Origin of the sequence: Oxalobacter paraformigenes, assembly GCF_000158475.2 — a bacterium.
Lineage (GTDB): Bacteria > Pseudomonadota > Gammaproteobacteria > Burkholderiales > Burkholderiaceae_D > Oxalobacter > Oxalobacter paraformigenes.
Genome location: NZ_KI392031.1, coordinates 165,608 through 183,800, shown reverse-complemented (window position 1 = coordinate 183,800; position 18,193 = coordinate 165,608). Strand labels below are relative to the sequence as shown.

Below are 18,193 nucleotides of genomic sequence, written 5' to 3'. Positions count from 1 at the left end.
CCTCTCAGTTCAGTTCCTGCAAAATGGCCCGGTAAACCGATTTCATGTCCTGTTTTGCCTTTCCATCGGCCAAAACGTTGTCCTCGTTGACAAAATGCCCAGACATGGCGATTTTCAGAACAGGTTCCACGACATTGCCGAACGGTGAAAACATCTCGTTCAACAGTTCATCTGCCGCTTGTAGTCTGGCTTTCAGTTTCCTGTCCGATTCTTGCATTTGAAAAAGCGCGTTCATATCGCCTCCTGTGAACCGTTTCATGGTTTCGGTTAAAAGCGTGAATTGTTCGGTTTTTATTTGCCAGAAATGACCCGCCCACAAAAAAGCGCATTGAAGTACTTGTGACAGTTTTTCTTCGATGTTGCCGATACCGTTGGCTTTGCAATACTTTTCGACTTCTCGGTTTATTTCCTGATAGGAATCCTTTTCATTCATCATGCTGGCAATAAGCAGGCATGAAAAAAAGCCGTCTGAAGTATTGTTCAGTTTTTCAACAACAGTTTTCAGCGCGGTTGCGTTCGTAACTTCTTTCATTCTGTTTTTCCTTTTCCTGATGGTGACCAAACCAGTATTTCCTTGTACTTTTGATATTCGGCCCTTTTATTTTTGATGTAGGTAGATGGTATTTCTATAGAGGTGTACGCCTAGCGGGGCAATTGTTTTCAAAAAAGGCTCTGACTGATACGCCTGACGGGGCAATGAAGCTTGTTTTTTGAAGATGTGCCCCGCCTAGCGGGTCAATCGTGAAAAAAAGTCACCTCATTGCCCCGCTAGGCGGGGCAGGGAAATTAATTTTTAAGGGGTTCATATTTCCTCCAGTTTTTCGTGACAGGTGACATCGTTGGCTGAATATCCAGTTTGTCGCTGCATTGGTCGATAGCTAGCCATCCTAACCCGTAAAGACTGCATTTATTTCTGCCTCCCTGCCGTGTCAGAACAATAAAACCTTTTTCAAGTAGCCCTTTTAGCGCATTGCCAAGTGTTTCTTTAGAGCGCCATCCTCGCTTTTGCATGAGTGCCCATGCTGCGCTCTGGTCTCCATTGTTTCCAAGTCTCCACTGGCTCATGATGTCAAAAAGAAGTTTTGCTTCGTAAGGGGTAAGGCTGGCAAGTTGCTCACTTTGCAAGGGAAGCAATGTAAAAGGAAGAAAACTTCCGCCTCCTCTTGCTTGCCTTGCTTCTTTAAGCGCTCGTTTTCCTCTTTTGCTCATGGCTTCCAGAAATGACGAGAGTAAGTCCGTATTGGTTCAACGCCTTTTCCGGGTAGATACCAGTCCGATTCGACGAAAAACGGCTCAGAAGTCCATTTTGAACCTTTGTGAAGAGCTTATTCATCTTCGCCTCCTTTTCGGTTCATCAAAACATACTTTGCCATTCTGTGGAGTTGTCCATCTGCTGTCGGATAGTTATCCCAATGGGTCAGGATGTTATAGCCCCGTTTACGAAGTTCCTTGATACGACCGGCAGGGTGCATGATGCCAAGTTCACGTCTGGCCTGTTCCGTTGTCAGACTTGGATTGTTTTTAAACCAGTACAGTATTTTGAAACGTTGCGAAAAGGCGCTGTTATCAGTATGATTGAACTGTCTTTTTTGTTTGGCCGCCTGCTGTGCGGCCTTTTTTTTGCCATTGTCTTTTTTGTTCATGACGTTCCCCTTCAGTTAAGCAGGCTTGCCACTTTTTCGGCAGCCCATTTGCATTTTTGGGCGCAAGGGGTGTTTCCGCGAACTCCGGATTGAGTGATTTTCTTGCTGGCGACCAGTTCAGCCATAGATGTGGCGATCAACTCTTCCACACTCATCTGATCACGAAGGTTGACCTTTTTACTGAGCCCCCTTGTTTTGCAGATGTGAGCCTTTGACCCACCCATTATTGGCGTCTGGATAGCATGGGTACATCGACCGTAACCTATGCCTGTCACTCCATGATCTTTCAGAGTGTCGGTGAATTGGCGGCGTGCCGCTTTCCCCTGTAATCGCTTCTCAAGCCATAGTTGCTGCTCAGGAGTGGCTTTGTCCGCGATTTCGTCTGCCATGCTGATATCGTTTGTCTTGAAGCGCATGTAGGCTTCATTCACGTGCATATGCAGGTCGTGGCTGAGGTATTTGGCATAAGCCAAAGCGATTTGCCAATGGGCATAAGTACCGCCACTTTTGCCGCGTGTGGTTTTGTAAATACGGGATTTCCCCGTATTTAAATTGTGTGCGACAAATTCGATAAATTGATGGCCAGCGAACCGAGCCCATTCCAATGGTGATTTATTTTGATTTTCACCTGAGGCTTTGAATATATCGGTCAGGCTAATAAGGCCGTCATCGTTTCGGCGTAACGGTGTATTACCGATAAAAGTAAGTGCATTGTTTTTCATCGATGCACCTCCTTATTGAATTTCCGGACGGCTAGCTTTTACCCGTTCCGTTATAAATTCTTCAACGTCGGTTTGAAGCCAACCAACAGACCGGGCACCTAGCCGGATGGGTTTTTTGAACTTTCCTTGTTTGATGAGCTGGTATAGAGATGTTTTGGACAAGCCAGTTAAAGCTTTGACTTGTGTGAGCCGTAATATCTGGAAGGATGTCATTATTACTTTCCTGTATTGATCCCGCTGTAACGTCGCGGTACAGGGACATTTTCCAAGGTTCGCAAGAGATTGAGAAAATGGGGAAAATAAAAAAATTCCGCTATATTTTTCCCCATTATCCAATTTGGATCATTACCAACAATTAGGCTTTTCTCCATCAATTTGCATGGCTTTAATTGCCTCCTCAATGTTCGCTTTATAATTTAACCCCAGTACTTCAAACATTCCCTTAACAAAGCTGTAGAATTTGCCTGTTGGCTTATTGTCACATGGGTTCCTACTGAGGCGCGGCGCATTTCCGGTGACACATTGAAAATCTCTTCCCATTTCTGCAACCAATTCGTAATATGGATTCTTTTTTCGCCCCTTTGAGAGGTGTATGTCCTGTATTGTTCGGTTTGCTGCACACGTTAAGTCTATTGTTGCCGCTGCATATATTCCTAATCCAGCTCTAAAATCAAATTTTTCATTCAGTGCTCTACGTTCCGCCGCCGGAAGATTATTTAAGATTTTTGATACCTCTTTTAAGTGCCTTTGAAGTTTTTGTAATGATGCTTTGCCCTTAGCTGAAAAGGCTGGTGTATTTTGGTTGATTATTATGTAATAACGGGCATATTTTTCTGGCAAAACAAATACATACGGAATAGAACTGCCATCTGTTTTAAATGCTTCCGGGAAACAGTCTTTGATTACCTTCTCAACTTTTTTAACGATTTCGTTATGCCGCTCAATGTTTGCTTCAGATAGGCTCATATCTATTTCTCCTTCATGGGCGTTTCTTATACGCCTTCTCCTTTTCTCACCCGTTATGTTTCCTGTTTCTTGGGTAAGATATTCTCAAAAACCAAACGATTGAGACTGGCGTTGAGTAGTGTTTAGCATGATCACATGATCATGCCGCGTTTCCTCTCATCGGGATTATTTTTGCCATTGTTTTCAGATTATCGAGATAATCCGCCCACCGTTGCATCATCTTGCGCCGGTCTGCAAAGTGTCTTGCATCGTTATAGGCTGCTTCGATGGCGTCGCTTTTCTTGTGCCCCAACTGCACCTCTACCAGTCTTGGATTGAACCCAAGCTCATTTAAACCCGTACTGACCACACCACGCAAACCGTGTCCCGTCATGGCAAAACCCATGCGTTCAATGGCCTGCCCTATTGCCGCTTCACTCATTTTCAGTCTGTTTTCATACACACTCGGAAAAACCAGATTGTCAGGATTGCCGCCTGTTAGCGGATTAATATTGTTCAGCAATTTAATGGCCTGTTCGGGCAACGGTATTTCATGAATGGTTTTGTCTGTTTTCTCCGGCTTGCGTTTCCATATGGCTACGTTCAAATCGAAATCTGACCATGTAGCGCGCCTGATGCTGGCCTGTCTCATGCCGGTGTAGAGCAACATCCAGATGGCTGATTTCGTCAGGATATGGCCACCATATGCTTCCAGCGCATGGATGAAGTTTGGCAAGTCAGAAAACCCAATTCGCGCCATATGTTCGGTTTCATGTTTCGGCAGGAACTTGATAATGGAACGGCAAGGATTGTTCATGGCAAAACTGCTATTTTCCATGTTAGCCAAGTCGTAAACCTCAGCTGTCCACTGGCACAATTTCTTTGCCATATAGGTCATTGTTTTGCCTTCCTTGTTCGTCTTTTCAGCAATGCTCTTGAAAATATCGAACAGTTCTTTGCCTTCAATGTCCCTGATATTCTTTTCACCAATGACGGGGAACAGATGGATTTCAAACTGGCGAAGCATCTTGTTGCGGTAATAGTCGGTTGTTCTACCCTGTTTGCTGGTGTGAAGGCGTAATGCAATCTTCTGGAAGGTATTTTGACCATGAAAGGCTTTGGCAGCTTCCTGTTCCAACTGCTGGCGCTCCTGTTCCTTTTTCGCTTCGCGTGGATCTATGCCCGCGGTTATCTGCTTTCTGGCTTCTTCACGTTTTGTTCTGGCTTGCTGTAACGATACATCGGGATATTTGCCAAAGGATAACAGTCCAGCTTTTCCGTTCAACCGAAACTTCATTCGCCAGAGTTTGGAACCCCTTGGGGACACTTCCACGTACAGACCACCTCCATCAAAGAGTGAGTAGCTTTTTTCTTTGGGTTTGGCGTTATCGATCCGTTTTGGGTTCAGAGGAATGATGAGTTTTGCCATTATGCAGCCTTTTTGGGTATATGCGGAAATGGGTATATCCAATCTATACCCAAATATATACCCAAAAGAGCCGGATTGCATAGAACGTCGCAATACCACAAAAAACAAAAAACCCGCGTAAACACCTGGTTTTACACGGGTTTTTATACTGTATAAGACTGCTTTGAACTAGCTGTTGGTGCCGACGGCGAGACTTGAACTCGCACGACTTTCGCCACTACCCCCTCAAGATAGCGTGTCTACCAATTCCACCACGTCGGCGCAGGAGCTAGATTATCTCAGCAACTTCCTTTTTCTTCAAGTTTTTGTGAGGAAAAAGGAACGCGCATGCTTTATTTTGACGTATTTTCGCCTGGGTTCGCAGGAACAGTCTGTTGGGCGCCGGGAATGGCAGCCGCTCCGGAAGCTTCCTTCGAAACCGCCGGTTCAGCAGGCGCTTCCTGTACCGGAGCAGGAGTCGTCACCGATTGCAGTTTTTCGATAACCCCGCTTTGCGCAGGAGCGCGGTAATGTCCCAAATAAGCCATCGCCAGTGTCGAAACAAAAAACACGACTGCCGCTATGGCTGTCGATTTGGACAGGAAATTTGAAGAACCGGAGGCGCCGAAAATACTGCCCGAAGATCCGCCGCCAGCACCGAAAGCGGCCCCCATATCGGCACCCTTGCCATGCTGCATCAAAACCAGCACGATAATGGCCAGCGCGGATAAGACTTGTACAATAATGGTAATGTTATACAGCATGTTTTTCCTGCATTTCCTCTGGTTTGACTAAATGTTCCTTACCGGGACGCCTGCCGGGCAATCGCCAGAAAATCCTCGGCTTTCAGCGAAGCGCCGCCAATCAATCCGCCATCAATATCGGGCCTCTGCAAAAAATCTCCCGCATTCGAAGGCTTCATACTGCCGCCATACAATATTCTCACGCACTCTCCGGCATCCGGATTCTTTCCGACCATCCATTCGCGCAACAAGGCATGGACGTCTTCAACCATGGTGGGAGTCGGCGTTTTTCCGGTGCCGATTGCCCAGACCGGTTCATAAGCGACGACGATATCGCAAACTTCCCTTTCTTCGAGCACGGAAAGCACCGCCCCGATCTGTCTGCCAACCACTTCTGCCGTTTTTCCGTCTTCTTTTTCCCTCAGGGACTCCCCCACACACACAATAGGCGTCAAACCGCCAGCCAGCGCACGCTGAACCTTGTTGGCAACCAGCTCATCTGACTCGTTGCAGTACTCCCGCCGCTCGGAATGGCCGACGATAACGTATTTGCAATCGAAATCGAGCAACATGCGGGTCGAAACCTGCCCGGTATATGCCCCGACGGCGTGGGCCGATACATCTTGCGCTCCAAGGGCGATACCGGTTCCCTCCAGCGCTTCATGACTTTGCGCCAGATAAGGAAAAGGCACACAGATCGCCAGATCGCAGTCAATGCCCGCAAGACCTGTCCTGATACCGTTTAGCAATTCGGCATTCATGGCGAGGCTGCCATTCATTTTCCAGTTTCCGACAATCAGTTTACGCGCCATGTTGCTCCCTGAATTCAAGCAATCAATTATTTTAGCGTGATAAAATAGCCCCGGTCAATCAAAGTTCTTCAAATCGGACTATCCTGTTCAGTGCAACACAATACTTCTGAACTGGCTGCTTCCATCCTCTTCATCGTCGGGATCGTCAAAATCGTTGACATGCCCGCGTTCGATTTCTTTTTCGGTTGCGGCTCTGACATCCGTTACCGTTAACTCAAAACGCAGGGCAATTCCCGCCAATGGATGATTGCCGTCCAGAACGACTTTGTCGTCAGCAATGTCTGTCACGACATAGATAGCGGGCTCCTCTCCGGCATCGGCACTTTCGGGCATGCCTTCAAACTGCATCCCGACTTCCAGCGGAGCCGGAAAACGATCCCGGTTTTCCACTCTCACCAGGAGAGGATCGTATTCGCCAAACGCTTCTTCCGGTTCGACCTGAATCATCGTTTTGTAACCGGCTTCCTTTCCATCCAGTGCTTTTTCAAGGGCGGGAAGCGTATCGTCATACCCGCCATGAAGGTAAATGATCGGTTCCTGACCATCTTCCAGCAGATTGTTCTGTGCATCGGACAACTTGTAGTGAACGGTAACGACCGTATTCTTGGCAATTTTCATTTTTTCTCCGGATGGCCTTTGTTTCAATATGGATCGCAAAAATTATACCCGCTTCAGACGACATTAAAAATCGGATATCGGATTTATCTATATTATTGATAAGCGGGATTTATATCGTTTTTCATAACGGTCTCCCCGCCCTCTTCGCCAGACTATTTGTATATTTTTTGATTTTTTTAAATCCGCTTCCCATAAAATTTGACAGAAAGAAACAAAAAAGAAAAATCCTGGACGCTCGTCGGCGCCTTATTCCGCACACCTCCTCAAAATACGCGCAAACATTTGTTTTGGAACAAAAAATCCTCTCGAAAGGCAGAAAAAACCGTATGAGGTTTTCAGCTACATGGCTCCCGATTCCCCCATTGTTCGTTTAAATGGACATAAAGCGTTTGAAGAAAGCGTCAAACCTGTTGCGAGATTGCAAAACAGATGCAAAAACACCGGAAGGAGAGGCTACAATGACAAAAAAGTGGCTATAATCAGCTTCATTAGGAGGTTGTCAATGTAACAGGTACGTCAGGTATCGGCATTAGGCAGTCTTCTATTTAAAGTAGTATACAAATTACCGGTAATTAACCTAATTATTTAATTAAGGATTACAAATGAAAAAGTCTTTATTGCTCGTTGGCCTGATGGCTCTTGCTCTGACCGCATGTAAAGTTGGTGAAAAACCTGCTGACAAAAAAGCAGCTGAAGCTGCTCCAGCTGCCGCTCCTGCCGCTCCCGCTAAAGACGCTGCTGCTCCTGCTGCTGCCGCTCCAGCTGCTGCTGAAGCCAAAGACGCTGCTAAAGATGCAGCCAAGGACGCTAAGGATGCCGCTAAAGATGCAGGCGCCGCTGCTAAAGACGCTGCCGCTGCTGCCAAAGACGCTGCCAAGAAATAATTCCTGCTTCGTCTGAGAAAAAGCCGATCGGAAGATCGGCTTTTTTTATTAACGAACCTCAGGCAAATGACACCACTGTCAGCGGCCCGTCACTTCCACCCATTCGAATCCGTCATTCTGTCCTGCTACAATCACCTCGATTTTCTTCGTATCGACCGAGGCATCAATCGCCTGTTTTGCCAGTTCAGGAAAATTGTTGTTCTGGCTTAAATGGGCGCCGATGACTTTTTTCAGACGCGATTGATCGATCTGTGCAAGGAACTCTCCTGCGCAATGATTGGATAAATGCCCGTAAATACTGCCGATACGTTTTTTAAGATAAAAAGGATAGGACGAATTTTTCAGCATAAGATCGTCATAATTGCATTCCACCATCAAGGCGTCACATCCGGAAAGCGCATTCAGTATATGCGGCGTTGTTTGTCCGGTATCGGTCAGCATGCCGAACTTGACTGCCCCATCGGTCATATGAAACTGCAAGGGTTCTTTTGCGTCATGGGAAACGGTAAAGGCCGATATCTGAAGATCGCCCACGTTAAAACAGTCGCCATCGCGACAGAAAGAGAGATCGATTTCCGAAAAATCTTTTCCAAGCGCCTGGAAAGTACCATAACTCATCCAGACCGGAATCCGGTGACGGCGCGCAAACGCCAGAACGCCGCCGGCATGGTCGCTGTGTTCATGCGTTACGATCAGGGCAGACAAATCCGAGGGGGAACAACCGACACGTTCCAGACGGCGCACCGTTTCGCGCGTACCGAAACCGCAATCCACCATCACGAACGTGGTCGTCAGTCCATCTTTTGCGGAAACGAGCAGCGAGTTACCCTTGCTGCCGCTTCCCAGACTCGTCAATTTCAAGGCTGGCCGTTATCGTCAAACAATGTCGTTATCTTAACTGTTCGTAAAGCAAATTCATGATCTTTCTGCCCGTAGACGTTTTCTCGGGCTGCCCCTTGTCATCCAGCACGACGATTTCACTCTTGGCATCCGCTTCATGAATCAAAATCTGGTAACGCTGGGCGTATTTTTCTTTCTCGGAGAAAGAGAACAGATTCGAGAAGAATCCTTTTTCTTTTTCAGGTGTATTCTTCGCGTCGCTATCCTGATCGACATACCGGACGAAATACAGGCCCTTCGAACGATCCCTGTCTTCAACGGTAAACCCGACCCGATCCAGTGCCAGACCGACCCGCCGCCATGTCCGGTCGAACGTCTCGTCAACAACGACTTTGGAACTGTCGGATCCCTTGACCAGTGTCGCCCTGGAAGGCAACACAACCGTTTTCTGTTCGGCAAGCGCTCTGGCTCTGGCCTTTTCCTTCTGGTTCATGTCGCTTAACTGAACCATCAGGCGCGACAGAAATTCGGCTTCCAGCTCAGGATCGGAAGGACGCGCCGTCCACATGGTCGTATCCTTGTTAACCCCGACAATCTCTTCCTGTGCTCCCCTGTGGCTGATGTAAATATCGGTCGTTCCATCGGCATTGCGCTCAAGACGCGTCCGGAACTTGTCGCGTTCTCCGGTCGAATAAAGCGCATCAAACACCTTGCCGATCGTCTTGCGGATGAAATCCTGCGGCAACTTGGCCCGGTTTTCAGCCCAGTCCGTTTCCATAATACCGGTATCGGGTGAATCGATGTTGATCAGGAAACCGTTATCCTGCCAGAAATCCCGGATTTGCGGCCAAAGCGTTTCTGGCGAACGGTTGACGACCAGCCAGCGCTGGCTTCCATGCTTTTCGATCCGGATATCGGTCGCTTCATTAGGCGCCACTACCCCGCCCGACGACCCCACTGCCGTAGTCGGTCTCGCTTCCTGCCTTTGCTGGTTATAATCCGAAGCCGTTACCGTTCCGGTTTCAGGAATGGTATAACGGTTGTCTCGCTGCAGCTGGGTCAAATCGGGAGGAATCTCGAGTCTTTGTCCCGGAGTCTGGGAAGTTTCACTCTTGTAATCAATCCGGTCTGCTTCGAGCAGACTGTTGACTGTACTGCACGAAGACAACCCGATCACTGCCAGCGACCCGATCAGAACGGAACCGACCTTTTTATTAAAAACCATACGTTTCAGCTTCCAAGCCTTCCTATATTTTCAATGGAACCTCATCCCACCCGGGACACGGTTGATTGCACCGCATACGTTTCAGGCCAATACGCCGGACTCTTCAAGCGCTTTCCTGACCCCGGCGCGATATTCCTCGGCAAGAGGAACCAGCGGCAACCGTATGCCCGGAGGAATCATACCCATTTCTGCCATCGCCCATTTGACCGGAACGGGATTCGGTTCGACAAACAGCTGCTGACTCAGCGGCAAAAGCAGACTGTTCAGCTTGCAGGCGGTTTCGACATCCCCCTTTATCGCAGCGGCGCACATCAGATGCATGTTTTTCGGAGCGACATTGGCGACAACGGAAATATTGCCTTTCGCGCCGCAGAGCATCAGCGCAAGCGCCGTGGAATCGTCACCGGAATAGACAGAAAAGTCGTCTGGAACCTGGCGCAACAAATCAATGCCGCGCGCGATATTGCCGGTCGCGTCCTTGACGCCGATAATGTTCGGGACTTCAGCCAGCCTTTTTATCGTCTGGTTCGACATGTCCGCCACCGTTCTGCCGGGGACGTTATACAGAATCATCGGGAGATCGACCGCTTCGGCAATACTGCGGAAATGCTGGTACATACCTTCCTGGGTCGGCTTGTTATAATAGGGAACAACCTGAAGGGAAGCGTCCGCACCCGCCATCTGGGCATACCGGGTCAGCACGATTGCCTCAGCCGTTGCATTGCCCCCTGCGCCCGCAATGATCGGGACACGTTTGCCGGAATGCTCGACAGCGACCCGTATCAGCTCGGCATGTTCATCGACATTGACGGTAGGCGATTCACCCGTTGTTCCCACGATAACGAAAGCATCCGTTCCCTCTGCAATATGCCAGTCCATCAGCCGGCGCATGCAATCGAGATCGACGCTACCGTCGGCATTCATTGGAGTGACTAGTGCGACTATACTGCCCTGAATTTTCATAATGATATGAATTTCAAATAAAAAAATTGATTGTAGCGGATACCGGAATCAATGGCACCACAATTTAAGAAACGACAGCAATAATACTACCTCAACTCGGACAATATATCAGCACAGGCCGGCCAAAATACGCCAATCGCCCCATAAATTTGTTTCAGATTGTTAAAGCGGCCTCCTTCATCAGAAAACAGTCCACGGCCTCCGCGCATTCGCGCCCTTCATGAAGGGCCCAGACGACAAGCGACTGGCCACGCCGGGCGTCCCCCGCCGCAAACACTTTTTCTGCCGACGTCCTGAACCGGTTTTTCCCTTCCGTTTCCGCCAGAACATTTCCAGCCCTGTCCTTTTTGACGCCGAATGCCTCCAGAACAGACGCCGCCGGGCCGGAGAACCCCATTGCGAGAACAATCATATCCGCCGGAATCTCGAATTCGCTTCCCGGAATTTCCACATATCTTCCGCCGTCCTGTTCGACACGGCAGACAATGAGTTTTTCAACCCTTCCGCGTTTGCCCTCGATCCGTTTTGTCATAATCCCAAAGTCACGCTCGCAGCCTTCCTCCTGCGACGAAGAAGTCCGGAACTTTCTGGGCCAGTCAGGCCAGGTCATCGCCTTGTCCACCTGATCGGGCAAGCGGGCGTTGCGGTCAAATTGCAAAATGCTGGCGGCGCCCTGCCGGTTGGCGACCCCGACGCAATCGGAACCGGTATCGCCCCCACCGATAATGACAATCCGCTTGCCTTCCGCGCTGAACCGGTTCCGGGATTTGTCGCCCGCATCTTTCCGGTTCTGCGCGCACAAATATTCCATGGCAAAATACACGCCTTGCAAATCCGAACCCGGTACATCCAGTTCCCGCGGCTGTTCCGCTCCGCATGCCAGAATCACGGCATCGAATTCGCGTTTCAGCGTTTCGGGATCGACCGTTTCTTTTGCCATATTCTGAATGGATGAAGGCACCGTTTTCCCGACCAGAACCCCGGTACGAAAAACCACCCCTTCCGACACCATCTGTTCCAGCCTCCGGTCAATCACCCTTTTTTCCAGCTTGAAATCGGGAATACCGTAACGCAACAGTCCCCCTATCCGGTCGTTCTTTTCGAAAACGGTCACATCGTGCCCGATACGCGCCAGTTGCTGCGCTGCCGCCAGTCCGGCAGGCCCCGAACCCACCACCGCGACCTTTTTCCCGGTCTTGCTTACGGGCGGCTGTGGAATGATCCAGCCGTTTTCCCACCCCTTTTCCGCAATGAATCGTTCAATCGAACGAATACCGACCGGCTCCCTGATCAGACCGAGTGAACAGGCCGGTTCGCACAAGGCTGGACAGACACGGCCGGTAAATTCGGGGAAGTTATTTGTCGCCTGCAGTTTTTCCAGAGCTTCTTCATCACTGCCGTGATAAACCTGATCGTTAAAATCCGGGATCAGATTGCCGACCGGGCAAGCGTTATTGCAAAACGGAATGCCACAATCCATACAACGCGCGCTCTGTTGCCGTGCCTGTTCATCGGCCAGTGTCATGGTGAATTCCCGGTAATTCTTGATCCTTTCCTGCGGTTCCAGATGCGTTTCCTCAATACGTTCGAATTCCATGAACCCTGTTATTTTTCCCATATCTTCACCTCTACCCGCTTGTTTTACCCCATATCCGTGCTAGGCAATCGCCAAAGCCGCGTTCTCTCTCACCTTTTTCTGTCCTTCATACAGATCCTGCAAGGCCCGACGGTATTCCAGCGGAAAAACCTTGACGAAATGCTGTCTGCAATTCGACCACCCTTCCAGCAATCTGCGCGCTGTCAGGCTGCCGGTACAGGTGAAATGATTTTCGATCAGACGCTTCAAAATGACTTCATCGGTTTGTGGTTCTTCATGGCGCGTCATCCGGTGCCATACCGCTTTTTCCACCGTCGCTTCCTGTTCGAAACACGAAAGCACCGGCTCCAGCGTTACCATAGACAAGTTGCACTTGCGTTCGAACGATCTGTCAGGATCGTAAACGTAAGCGACACCGCCGGACATGCCGGCCGCAAAATTGCGTCCGGTCTCCCCGAGAATAGCCACCGTACCGCCTGTCATATACTCGCAGCCGTGATCGCCGCATCCTTCCACAACCGCGACCGCGCCCGAGTTGCGTACGGCAAACCTTTCACCCGCAATACCATAGAAATAGGCCTCGCCTGAGACAGCGCCGTACAGAACAGTATTGCCGGCAATCATGTTCTTTTCAGGCTGCCCGCGAAACTGGGCATGAGGCCGTACGATAATGCGTCCTCCGGAGAGACTCTTGCCGACGTAATCGTTGGCCTCCCCGACCAGATCCAGCGTGATGCCATGCGCCAGGAAAGAACCGACCGACTGGCCCGCTGTTCCCTGCAACTGGATATGGATGGTGTCGTCCGGCAACCCGTCATGTCCGTAGCGACGCGCGACTTCCCCGGAAAGCATCGCACCGACGCTGCGATTGGCGTTTTTGATCGGATAGATGAACGAAATTTTTTCCTTCTTTTCCAAGGCGATGGCAGACTGGAGAATCAATCGGTGATCGATGGATTTTTCCAGACCGTGATCCTGTTCTTCCTGATGCCGTTTGTGAACGCTTGCATCGACTGCCGGATCGTGGAAAAGGCGGCTGAAATCCAGCCCCGCTTCTTTCCAGCCCGTAATCGCCTCCGATTTTTCCAGAAGATCGACCCGGCCGATCAATTCGTCATATTTCCGGATACCGAGCTGCGCCATGATCTGCCGCATCTCCTCAGCAACGAAAAACAGATAGTTGACAATGTATTCCGGTTTGCCGCTGAATTTTTTTCTGAGTTCCGGATCCTGAGTCGCCACACCCACCGGGCAGGTATTCAGATGGCACTTGCGCATCATGATGCACCCTTGCGTAACCAGTGGAGCAGTCGCGAAACCGACTTCGTCCGCTCCCAGAATCGCGGCAATGACGACATCGCGTCCGGTTTTCATCTGGCCGTCCGCCTGAATGCGAACCCGGCCGCGCAAATTGTTCAGCACCAGCGTTTGCTGCGCTTCCGCCAGACCGATTTCCCAGGGCGAGCCGGTATGTTTGATCGACGACAGCGGCGACGCCCCGGTACCGCCGTCATGACCGGCAATCACGATATGGTCTGCCTTGGCTTTGGCGACACCGGCCGCAATCGTGCCGACGCCGACTTCCGATACCAGCTTGACCGAAATGGTGGCACGCGGGTTGACGTTTTTCAGGTCATGAATCAGCTGGGCCAGATCCTCGATGGAATAGATATCGTGATGAGGCGGAGGTGAAATCAGCCCGACTCCCGGCACCGAAAAACGCATGCTGGCAATGTATTCGGACACTTTGCCGCCCGGCAATTGTCCGCCTTCACCCGGCTTGGCGCCCTGCGCCATCTTGATCTGGATTTCATCAGCCGAATTCAGATATTCGGCTGTGACGCCAAAGCGGCCGGAAGCGACCTGCTTGATTTTCGAACGCAAGGAATCGCCTTCCTGCAATTCGATATCGGAAACAATCCGGTCTTTGCCCAGAATGGATGACAGGGTTTCGCCTTTCTTGATCGGAATGCCGGCCAGTTCGTTTTCATAGCGCCGCGGGTCTTCGCCGCCTTCCCCGGTATTCGATTTGCCGCCGATCCGGTTCATCGCAATGGCCAGCGAGGCATGCGCTTCCGCACTGATGGAACCCAGCGACATGGCGCCTGTCGCGAACCGTTTGACAATCTCTTTTGCCGGTTCAACCTCATCAATGGCAATGGCTCTGGCCGGATCGAACCGGAATTCAAACAGTCCGCGCAAGGTCATCTGGCGACGCGACTGGTCGTTAACGATCTGCGCATATTCCTTGTAGGTCGCGTAATTGTTCGCCCGTGTGGAATGTTGCAACTTGGCGATGGCGTCCGGCGTGAACATGTGTTCTTCGCCCTGTTTGCGGAAAGCGTATTCACCGCCCACATCCAGAAAACGGACCGGCTGCCGGCGGCTCTGGAAGGCCTGCTGATGCAAGCGCAAGGATTCTTCCGCAATTTCGAAAATCCCCATTCCTCCAACGCTGGAAACGGTACCCTTGAAATACTTGTCCACCAGTGCCGACGAAAGGCCGATCGCTTCGAAAATCTGCGCGCCGCAATAGGAACGATAGGTCGAAATGCCCATTTTCGACATGATTTTCATGAGGCCCTTGTCGATCGCCTTGATGAAATTGGCCTGCGCTTTTTCCGCTGTCAGATCGGCAGACAATTGCGGCGCCAGATCGGAGAGGGTTTCAAGAACCAGGTACGGATGCACGGCTTCGGCTCCATAGCCGGCAAGCAGCGCGAAATGATGCGTTTCCTTTGCCGACCCGGTTTCCACCACCAGACCGGTCGAGGCGCGCAATCCCTTGGCAACCAGATCCTGATGAATGGCCGATGTAGCCAGAAGCGCCGGAATGGCCAGGCTGTCGGGCCCGATCATCCGGTCTGAAACGATCAGGATGTTATGCCCCGACTTGACCGCATCGACCGCTTCGGCACACAAAGAGGCCAGATGCGCTTCAATACCGATTTTTCCCCAGGACAAGGGATAGCAAATGTTCAGTTCATACGAACGGAATTTTCCGCTGGTATAGGCGTCGATATTGCGAATGCTGGCCATTTCCGCAAAACCCAGAACCGGCTGCGATGCTTCCAGCCGCATTTGCGGATTGACATTATTCGTATCCAGCACATTCGGTTTCGGCCCGATGTAAGACAGCAGGGACATGATGATTTCTTCGCGGATCGGATCGACCGGCGGATTGGTCACCTGCGCGAAAGATTGCCTGAAATAGTTATAGAGCGGCTTCGGACGATGGGACAAAACGGCCAGAGGCGCATCGTTCCCCATCGAACCGATGGCTTCTTCTCCGTTCAGCGCCATCGGCGGCAAGACGATTTTCAGATCTTCCTGCGTATAGCCGAAGGCTTCCTGCCTCAGCCTTAACGGAACGTCGGAATGAACCGTATCGTGCGCGTGTTCTTTCAGATCGTGCAGCCTGATGCAGACCGAATTCGTCCATGCACGATACGGCCTGGCATTGGCATAAATATCCTTGATTTCCTTGTCGTCAATGATACGGCCGGCATCGAGATCGATCAGGAACATTTTGCCCGGTTGCAAACGCCACTTTTTGATGATGTGGGTTTCGGGGATTGGAAGTACGCCCGTTTCGGAAGCCATGACAACCAGATCGTCGTCGGTGACGACATATCGTGCCGGCCGAAGACCGTTTCTGTCCAGAACGCCTCCGATCTGGCGGCCATCCGTAAAGGCAATCGCCGCAGGACCATCCCAGGGTTCCATCATGGCGGCGTGATACTCATAGAAAGCGCGACGGTTGTCGTCCATCAGCTGATGGTTTTCCCAGGCTTCCGGAATCATCATCATCATCGCATGCGCCAGCGAATAACCCGACATGACCAGCAGTTCCAGCGCATTGTCGAAGCAGGCCGTATCCGACTGTCCGTCATACATCAGCGGATAAAGCTTTTTCAAATCTTCCCCCAAAACCGCCGAATTCATCATCTCTTCACGGGCGCGGAACCAGTTGAAATTGCCCTTGACCGTATTGATTTCACCGTTATGCGCGATCAGGCGGTAAGGGTGAGCGAGCGGCCACTCCGGAAACGTATTTGTCGAAAAACGCTGATGAACCATCGCCAGCGCAGACACGCAGCGTTCGTCTTGCAAGTCGAGATAGTAACCCTGTACCTGATCGGCCAGAAGCAGTCCCTTGTACACGATCGTCCTCGCCGACATGGAGGGAACGAAAAATTCCTTGCAATGTTTCAGATCCAGCGCCTGAATGGCGTGTCCTGCCGTCTTCCTGATGACAAACAGTTTCCGTTCCAGCGCATCGGTCACCATAATATCCGGCCCGCGCCCGATAAAAATCTGGCGGATAACGGGTTCTTTTTCCCGCGCCTTGGAAGACATGGGCATGTCACGGTTGACCGGAACATCCCGCCATCCCAGAACCACCTGTTTTTCAGCCCGGACGGCCCGTTCTATTTCCTTTTCGCAAGCCAGTCTGGACGCATGTTCCTTTGGCAAGAAGATCATCCCCACACCGTATTCGCCTGGAGGCGGCAGTGTTACACCCTGCTTCGCCATCTCTTCCCGGTAAAAGCGGTCGGGTATCTGGATCAGGATACCGGCGCCGTCGCCCATCATCTTGTCGGCGCCGACCGCGCCCCGATGGTCGAGATTTTTCAGAATGAGTAATCCCTGCTCGACAATGGAATGACTTTTGATACCCCTGATATGGGCGACAAACCCGACACCACAGGCATCGTGCTCGAAAGAAGGACGATATAACCCTTGCGCACACATACAAACTCCTACTCGTTCTTGGATTGACGCAAACAGGGTAAACCGTTTTTTTGGCCAACACAACAAAAATAAAAGGGGTCGTAGTCAATTATTTATTACAAAAAAATAAATTTTACATAAAAAGGGACATAGTAATAATCCTTAAAAAACAATGAAGTCTTTCCTGATTTTCCTGAAAAATGAATGGTTTATTTCTCTTTCTTAGGCGGCCGCCCTTTTTTTCCCATCCTGAACTGGCGATGAGTTGACGCTTCAAGCTGTTTTAAAAAGGCTTTCGATCCCAATGGCCAGCCTTTTAGCAACATTTTTTCCATTTCCGCATTTTCCCGGGTATCGGAATGCCCGAAAAATCCTTTATAGGCCATTTCCCGGGCAAAAGGCGTGTTGCCAAGATTCCAGTAAACCGCATGATCGCGAATGAGAGGACTGGGCTGGATACCTGCATGATGCCGATAACTGGACCACAGGTAATCATCCGGACGATTTGCCAGACCGCATGCCACCGGTTGCATTTCGATAAACCAGCTGCACCTCATTATCCATTCCCCCTCCTCGACCAGGGAAGTCCGGAATCGCCCTTCCCACAGCGTTCCGCTTCGACCATACTTTTTGTTGAAACAGGGCACATAATGGCGTCCGATCCATTGCATCATACGTGCCATTCCCGTCTCGTCTGCCGGCGTCACGAGCAAATGGACACGGCTTTCCAGCAAAGAATAAGCGTGAATATCGACCCGGTACTGGCGCGACGCCTCTTTCAGCCAGTCCATAAACAAAGCGTAATCTTCGTCATCGACGAATATCTTTTGGCGATTGTTACCTTGCTGGTAAATATGATGAGGCCGATTCGGAACGATCAGCCGTGAACTTCTGGCCACCAGACGCACTCCACAAAAATTATTGCCTGCCTGTTTACTTTGTCCCTTATTTTAATAAAAACGTTTTAAAAAGAAAAATACTTTGTCCCCATTCCAACACGAACAGGGCGATTTTACTGATTTTCTTATGCCATCTTGACAACTTGATTGATCTCAAAAT

At 50.3% G+C, this 18,193-nt stretch carries 17 protein-coding genes and 1 tRNA gene; 1 reads left to right on the top strand and 17 read right to left on the bottom strand.

Features of this window, described 5'->3' with window-relative positions; all coding sequences use genetic code 11:
* Positions 1–4: 4 nt before the first annotated feature.
* From OFAG_RS04170 to OFAG_RS04125, 11 genes are all read right to left on the bottom strand, one after another.
* A complete protein-coding gene (locus OFAG_RS04170; RefSeq protein ID WP_020994840.1) occupies positions 5–532 on the bottom strand; it encodes a hypothetical protein in 528 nt (175 codons plus the stop codon).
* Between the two features lie 254 nt (positions 533–786).
* Positions 787–1,209, bottom strand: a complete 423-nt coding sequence (locus OFAG_RS04165) for a hypothetical protein (RefSeq protein WP_005877744.1) — start codon at positions 1,207–1,209, stop codon at positions 787–789.
* Between the two features lie 116 nt (positions 1,210–1,325).
* Entirely contained in the window at positions 1,326–1,643 is a 318-nt protein-coding gene (locus OFAG_RS04160; protein ID WP_005877745.1) for a helix-turn-helix domain-containing protein, read from the bottom strand.
* Between the two features lie 11 nt (positions 1,644–1,654).
* Positions 1,655–2,365, bottom strand: coding sequence for a KilA-N domain-containing protein (locus OFAG_RS12735; protein ID WP_005877746.1), 711 nt, complete (start codon positions 2,363–2,365; stop codon positions 1,655–1,657).
* A 12-nt stretch (positions 2,366–2,377) separates the two neighbouring features.
* Positions 2,378–2,578: a helix-turn-helix transcriptional regulator gene (locus OFAG_RS13215; protein WP_020994838.1), complete on the bottom strand. Its 201-nt coding sequence runs from the start codon at positions 2,576–2,578 to the stop codon at positions 2,378–2,380.
* A 132-nt stretch (positions 2,579–2,710) separates the two neighbouring features.
* The gene (locus OFAG_RS04150; protein ID WP_020994837.1) at positions 2,711–3,331 is read right to left on the bottom strand and encodes a hypothetical protein; all 621 of its coding nucleotides are present in this window, start codon (positions 3,329–3,331) and stop codon (positions 2,711–2,713) included.
* 139 nt (positions 3,332–3,470) lie between these two features.
* Positions 3,471–4,739 (bottom strand): tyrosine-type recombinase/integrase, encoded by a 1,269-nt coding sequence (locus OFAG_RS04145; RefSeq protein ID WP_005877747.1) that lies wholly within the window; start codon positions 4,737–4,739, stop codon positions 3,471–3,473.
* Positions 4,740–4,915: 176 nt separating this feature from the next.
* A tRNA-Leu gene (locus OFAG_RS04140) sits at positions 4,916–5,000 on the bottom strand.
* 71 nt (positions 5,001–5,071) lie between these two features.
* Entirely contained in the window at positions 5,072–5,482 is a 411-nt protein-coding gene (gene secG, locus OFAG_RS04135) for a preprotein translocase subunit SecG (RefSeq protein WP_005877748.1), read from the bottom strand.
* Positions 5,483–5,520: 38 nt separating this feature from the next.
* Complete coding sequence (tpiA, locus tag OFAG_RS04130) at positions 5,521–6,273, bottom strand: triose-phosphate isomerase (protein WP_005877749.1); 753 nt, start codon at positions 6,271–6,273, stop codon at positions 5,521–5,523.
* An 87-nt stretch (positions 6,274–6,360) separates the two neighbouring features.
* Positions 6,361–6,891, bottom strand: a complete 531-nt coding sequence (locus OFAG_RS04125; protein WP_020994836.1) for an FKBP-type peptidyl-prolyl cis-trans isomerase — start codon at positions 6,889–6,891, stop codon at positions 6,361–6,363.
* 602 nt (positions 6,892–7,493) lie between these two features.
* On the opposite strand from OFAG_RS04125, the gene OFAG_RS04115 reads away from it, so the two are divergent.
* On the top strand, positions 7,494–7,775 hold the full coding sequence (locus tag OFAG_RS04115) for a hypothetical protein (RefSeq protein WP_005877751.1): 282 nt from the start codon (positions 7,494–7,496) through the stop codon (positions 7,773–7,775).
* 78 nt (positions 7,776–7,853) lie between these two features.
* Here OFAG_RS04115 and OFAG_RS04110 read toward each other — a convergent pair whose 3' ends face one another.
* The 6 genes from OFAG_RS04110 to OFAG_RS04085 all read right to left on the bottom strand — a co-directional run bounded on the left by OFAG_RS04110 (position 7,854) and on the right by OFAG_RS04085 (position 18,033).
* The gene (locus OFAG_RS04110; RefSeq protein WP_005877752.1) at positions 7,854–8,636 is read right to left on the bottom strand and encodes an MBL fold metallo-hydrolase; all 783 of its coding nucleotides are present in this window, start codon (positions 8,634–8,636) and stop codon (positions 7,854–7,856) included.
* A gap of 28 nt (positions 8,637–8,664) precedes the next feature.
* The gene (gene bamC, locus OFAG_RS04105; RefSeq protein WP_005877753.1) at positions 8,665–9,840 is read right to left on the bottom strand and encodes an outer membrane protein assembly factor BamC; all 1,176 of its coding nucleotides are present in this window, start codon (positions 9,838–9,840) and stop codon (positions 8,665–8,667) included.
* 81 nt (positions 9,841–9,921) lie between these two features.
* Entirely contained in the window at positions 9,922–10,803 is an 882-nt protein-coding gene (gene dapA, locus OFAG_RS04100) for a 4-hydroxy-tetrahydrodipicolinate synthase (RefSeq protein WP_005877754.1), read from the bottom strand.
* A gap of 154 nt (positions 10,804–10,957) precedes the next feature.
* Positions 10,958–12,421, bottom strand: a complete 1,464-nt coding sequence (locus tag OFAG_RS04095) for a glutamate synthase subunit beta (RefSeq protein ID WP_005877755.1) — start codon at positions 12,419–12,421, stop codon at positions 10,958–10,960.
* A 39-nt stretch (positions 12,422–12,460) separates the two neighbouring features.
* On the bottom strand, positions 12,461–17,155 hold the full coding sequence (locus tag OFAG_RS04090; protein WP_005877757.1) for a glutamate synthase-related protein: 4,695 nt from the start codon (positions 17,153–17,155) through the stop codon (positions 12,461–12,463).
* Between the two features lie 188 nt (positions 17,156–17,343).
* The gene (locus OFAG_RS04085) at positions 17,344–18,033 is read right to left on the bottom strand and encodes a transposase (protein WP_020994835.1); all 690 of its coding nucleotides are present in this window, start codon (positions 18,031–18,033) and stop codon (positions 17,344–17,346) included.
* Between the last annotated feature and the right edge of the window lie 160 nt (positions 18,034–18,193).

Bases quoted from the DNA above. Each gene is read 5' to 3' on its own strand.
- OFAG_RS04170 (WP_020994840.1), bottom strand. From the start codon at position 532: ATGAAAGAAGTTACGAACGCAACCGCGCTGAAAACTGTTGTTGAAAAA.
- OFAG_RS04165 (WP_005877744.1), bottom strand. From the start codon at position 1,209: ATGAGCAAAAGAGGAAAACGAGCGCTTAAAGAAGCAAGGCAAGCAAGA.
- OFAG_RS04160 (WP_005877745.1), bottom strand. From the start codon at position 1,643: ATGAACAAAAAAGACAATGGCAAAAAAAAGGCCGCACAGCAGGCGGCC.
- OFAG_RS12735 (WP_005877746.1), bottom strand. From the start codon at position 2,365: ATGAAAAACAATGCACTTACTTTTATCGGTAATACACCGTTACGCCGA.
- OFAG_RS13215 (WP_020994838.1), bottom strand. From the start codon at position 2,578: ATGACATCCTTCCAGATATTACGGCTCACACAAGTCAAAGCTTTAACT.
- OFAG_RS04150 (WP_020994837.1), bottom strand. From the start codon at position 3,331: ATGAGCCTATCTGAAGCAAACATTGAGCGGCATAACGAAATCGTTAAA.
- OFAG_RS04145 (WP_005877747.1), bottom strand. From the start codon at position 4,739: ATGGCAAAACTCATCATTCCTCTGAACCCAAAACGGATCGATAACGCC.
- secG (WP_005877748.1), bottom strand. From the start codon at position 5,482: ATGCTGTATAACATTACCATTATTGTACAAGTCTTATCCGCGCTGGCC.
- tpiA (WP_005877749.1), bottom strand. From the start codon at position 6,273: ATGGCGCGTAAACTGATTGTCGGAAACTGGAAAATGAATGGCAGCCTC.
- OFAG_RS04125 (WP_020994836.1), bottom strand. From the start codon at position 6,891: ATGAAAATTGCCAAGAATACGGTCGTTACCGTTCACTACAAGTTGTCC.
- OFAG_RS04115 (WP_005877751.1), top strand. From the start codon at position 7,494: ATGAAAAAGTCTTTATTGCTCGTTGGCCTGATGGCTCTTGCTCTGACC.
- bamC (WP_005877753.1), bottom strand. From the start codon at position 9,840: ATGGTTTTTAATAAAAAGGTCGGTTCCGTTCTGATCGGGTCGCTGGCA.
- dapA (WP_005877754.1), bottom strand. From the start codon at position 10,803: ATGAAAATTCAGGGCAGTATAGTCGCACTAGTCACTCCAATGAATGCC.
- OFAG_RS04095 (WP_005877755.1), bottom strand. From the start codon at position 12,421: ATGGGAAAAATAACAGGGTTCATGGAATTCGAACGTATTGAGGAAACG.
- OFAG_RS04090 (WP_005877757.1), bottom strand. From the start codon at position 17,155: ATGTGTGCGCAAGGGTTATATCGTCCTTCTTTCGAGCACGATGCCTGT.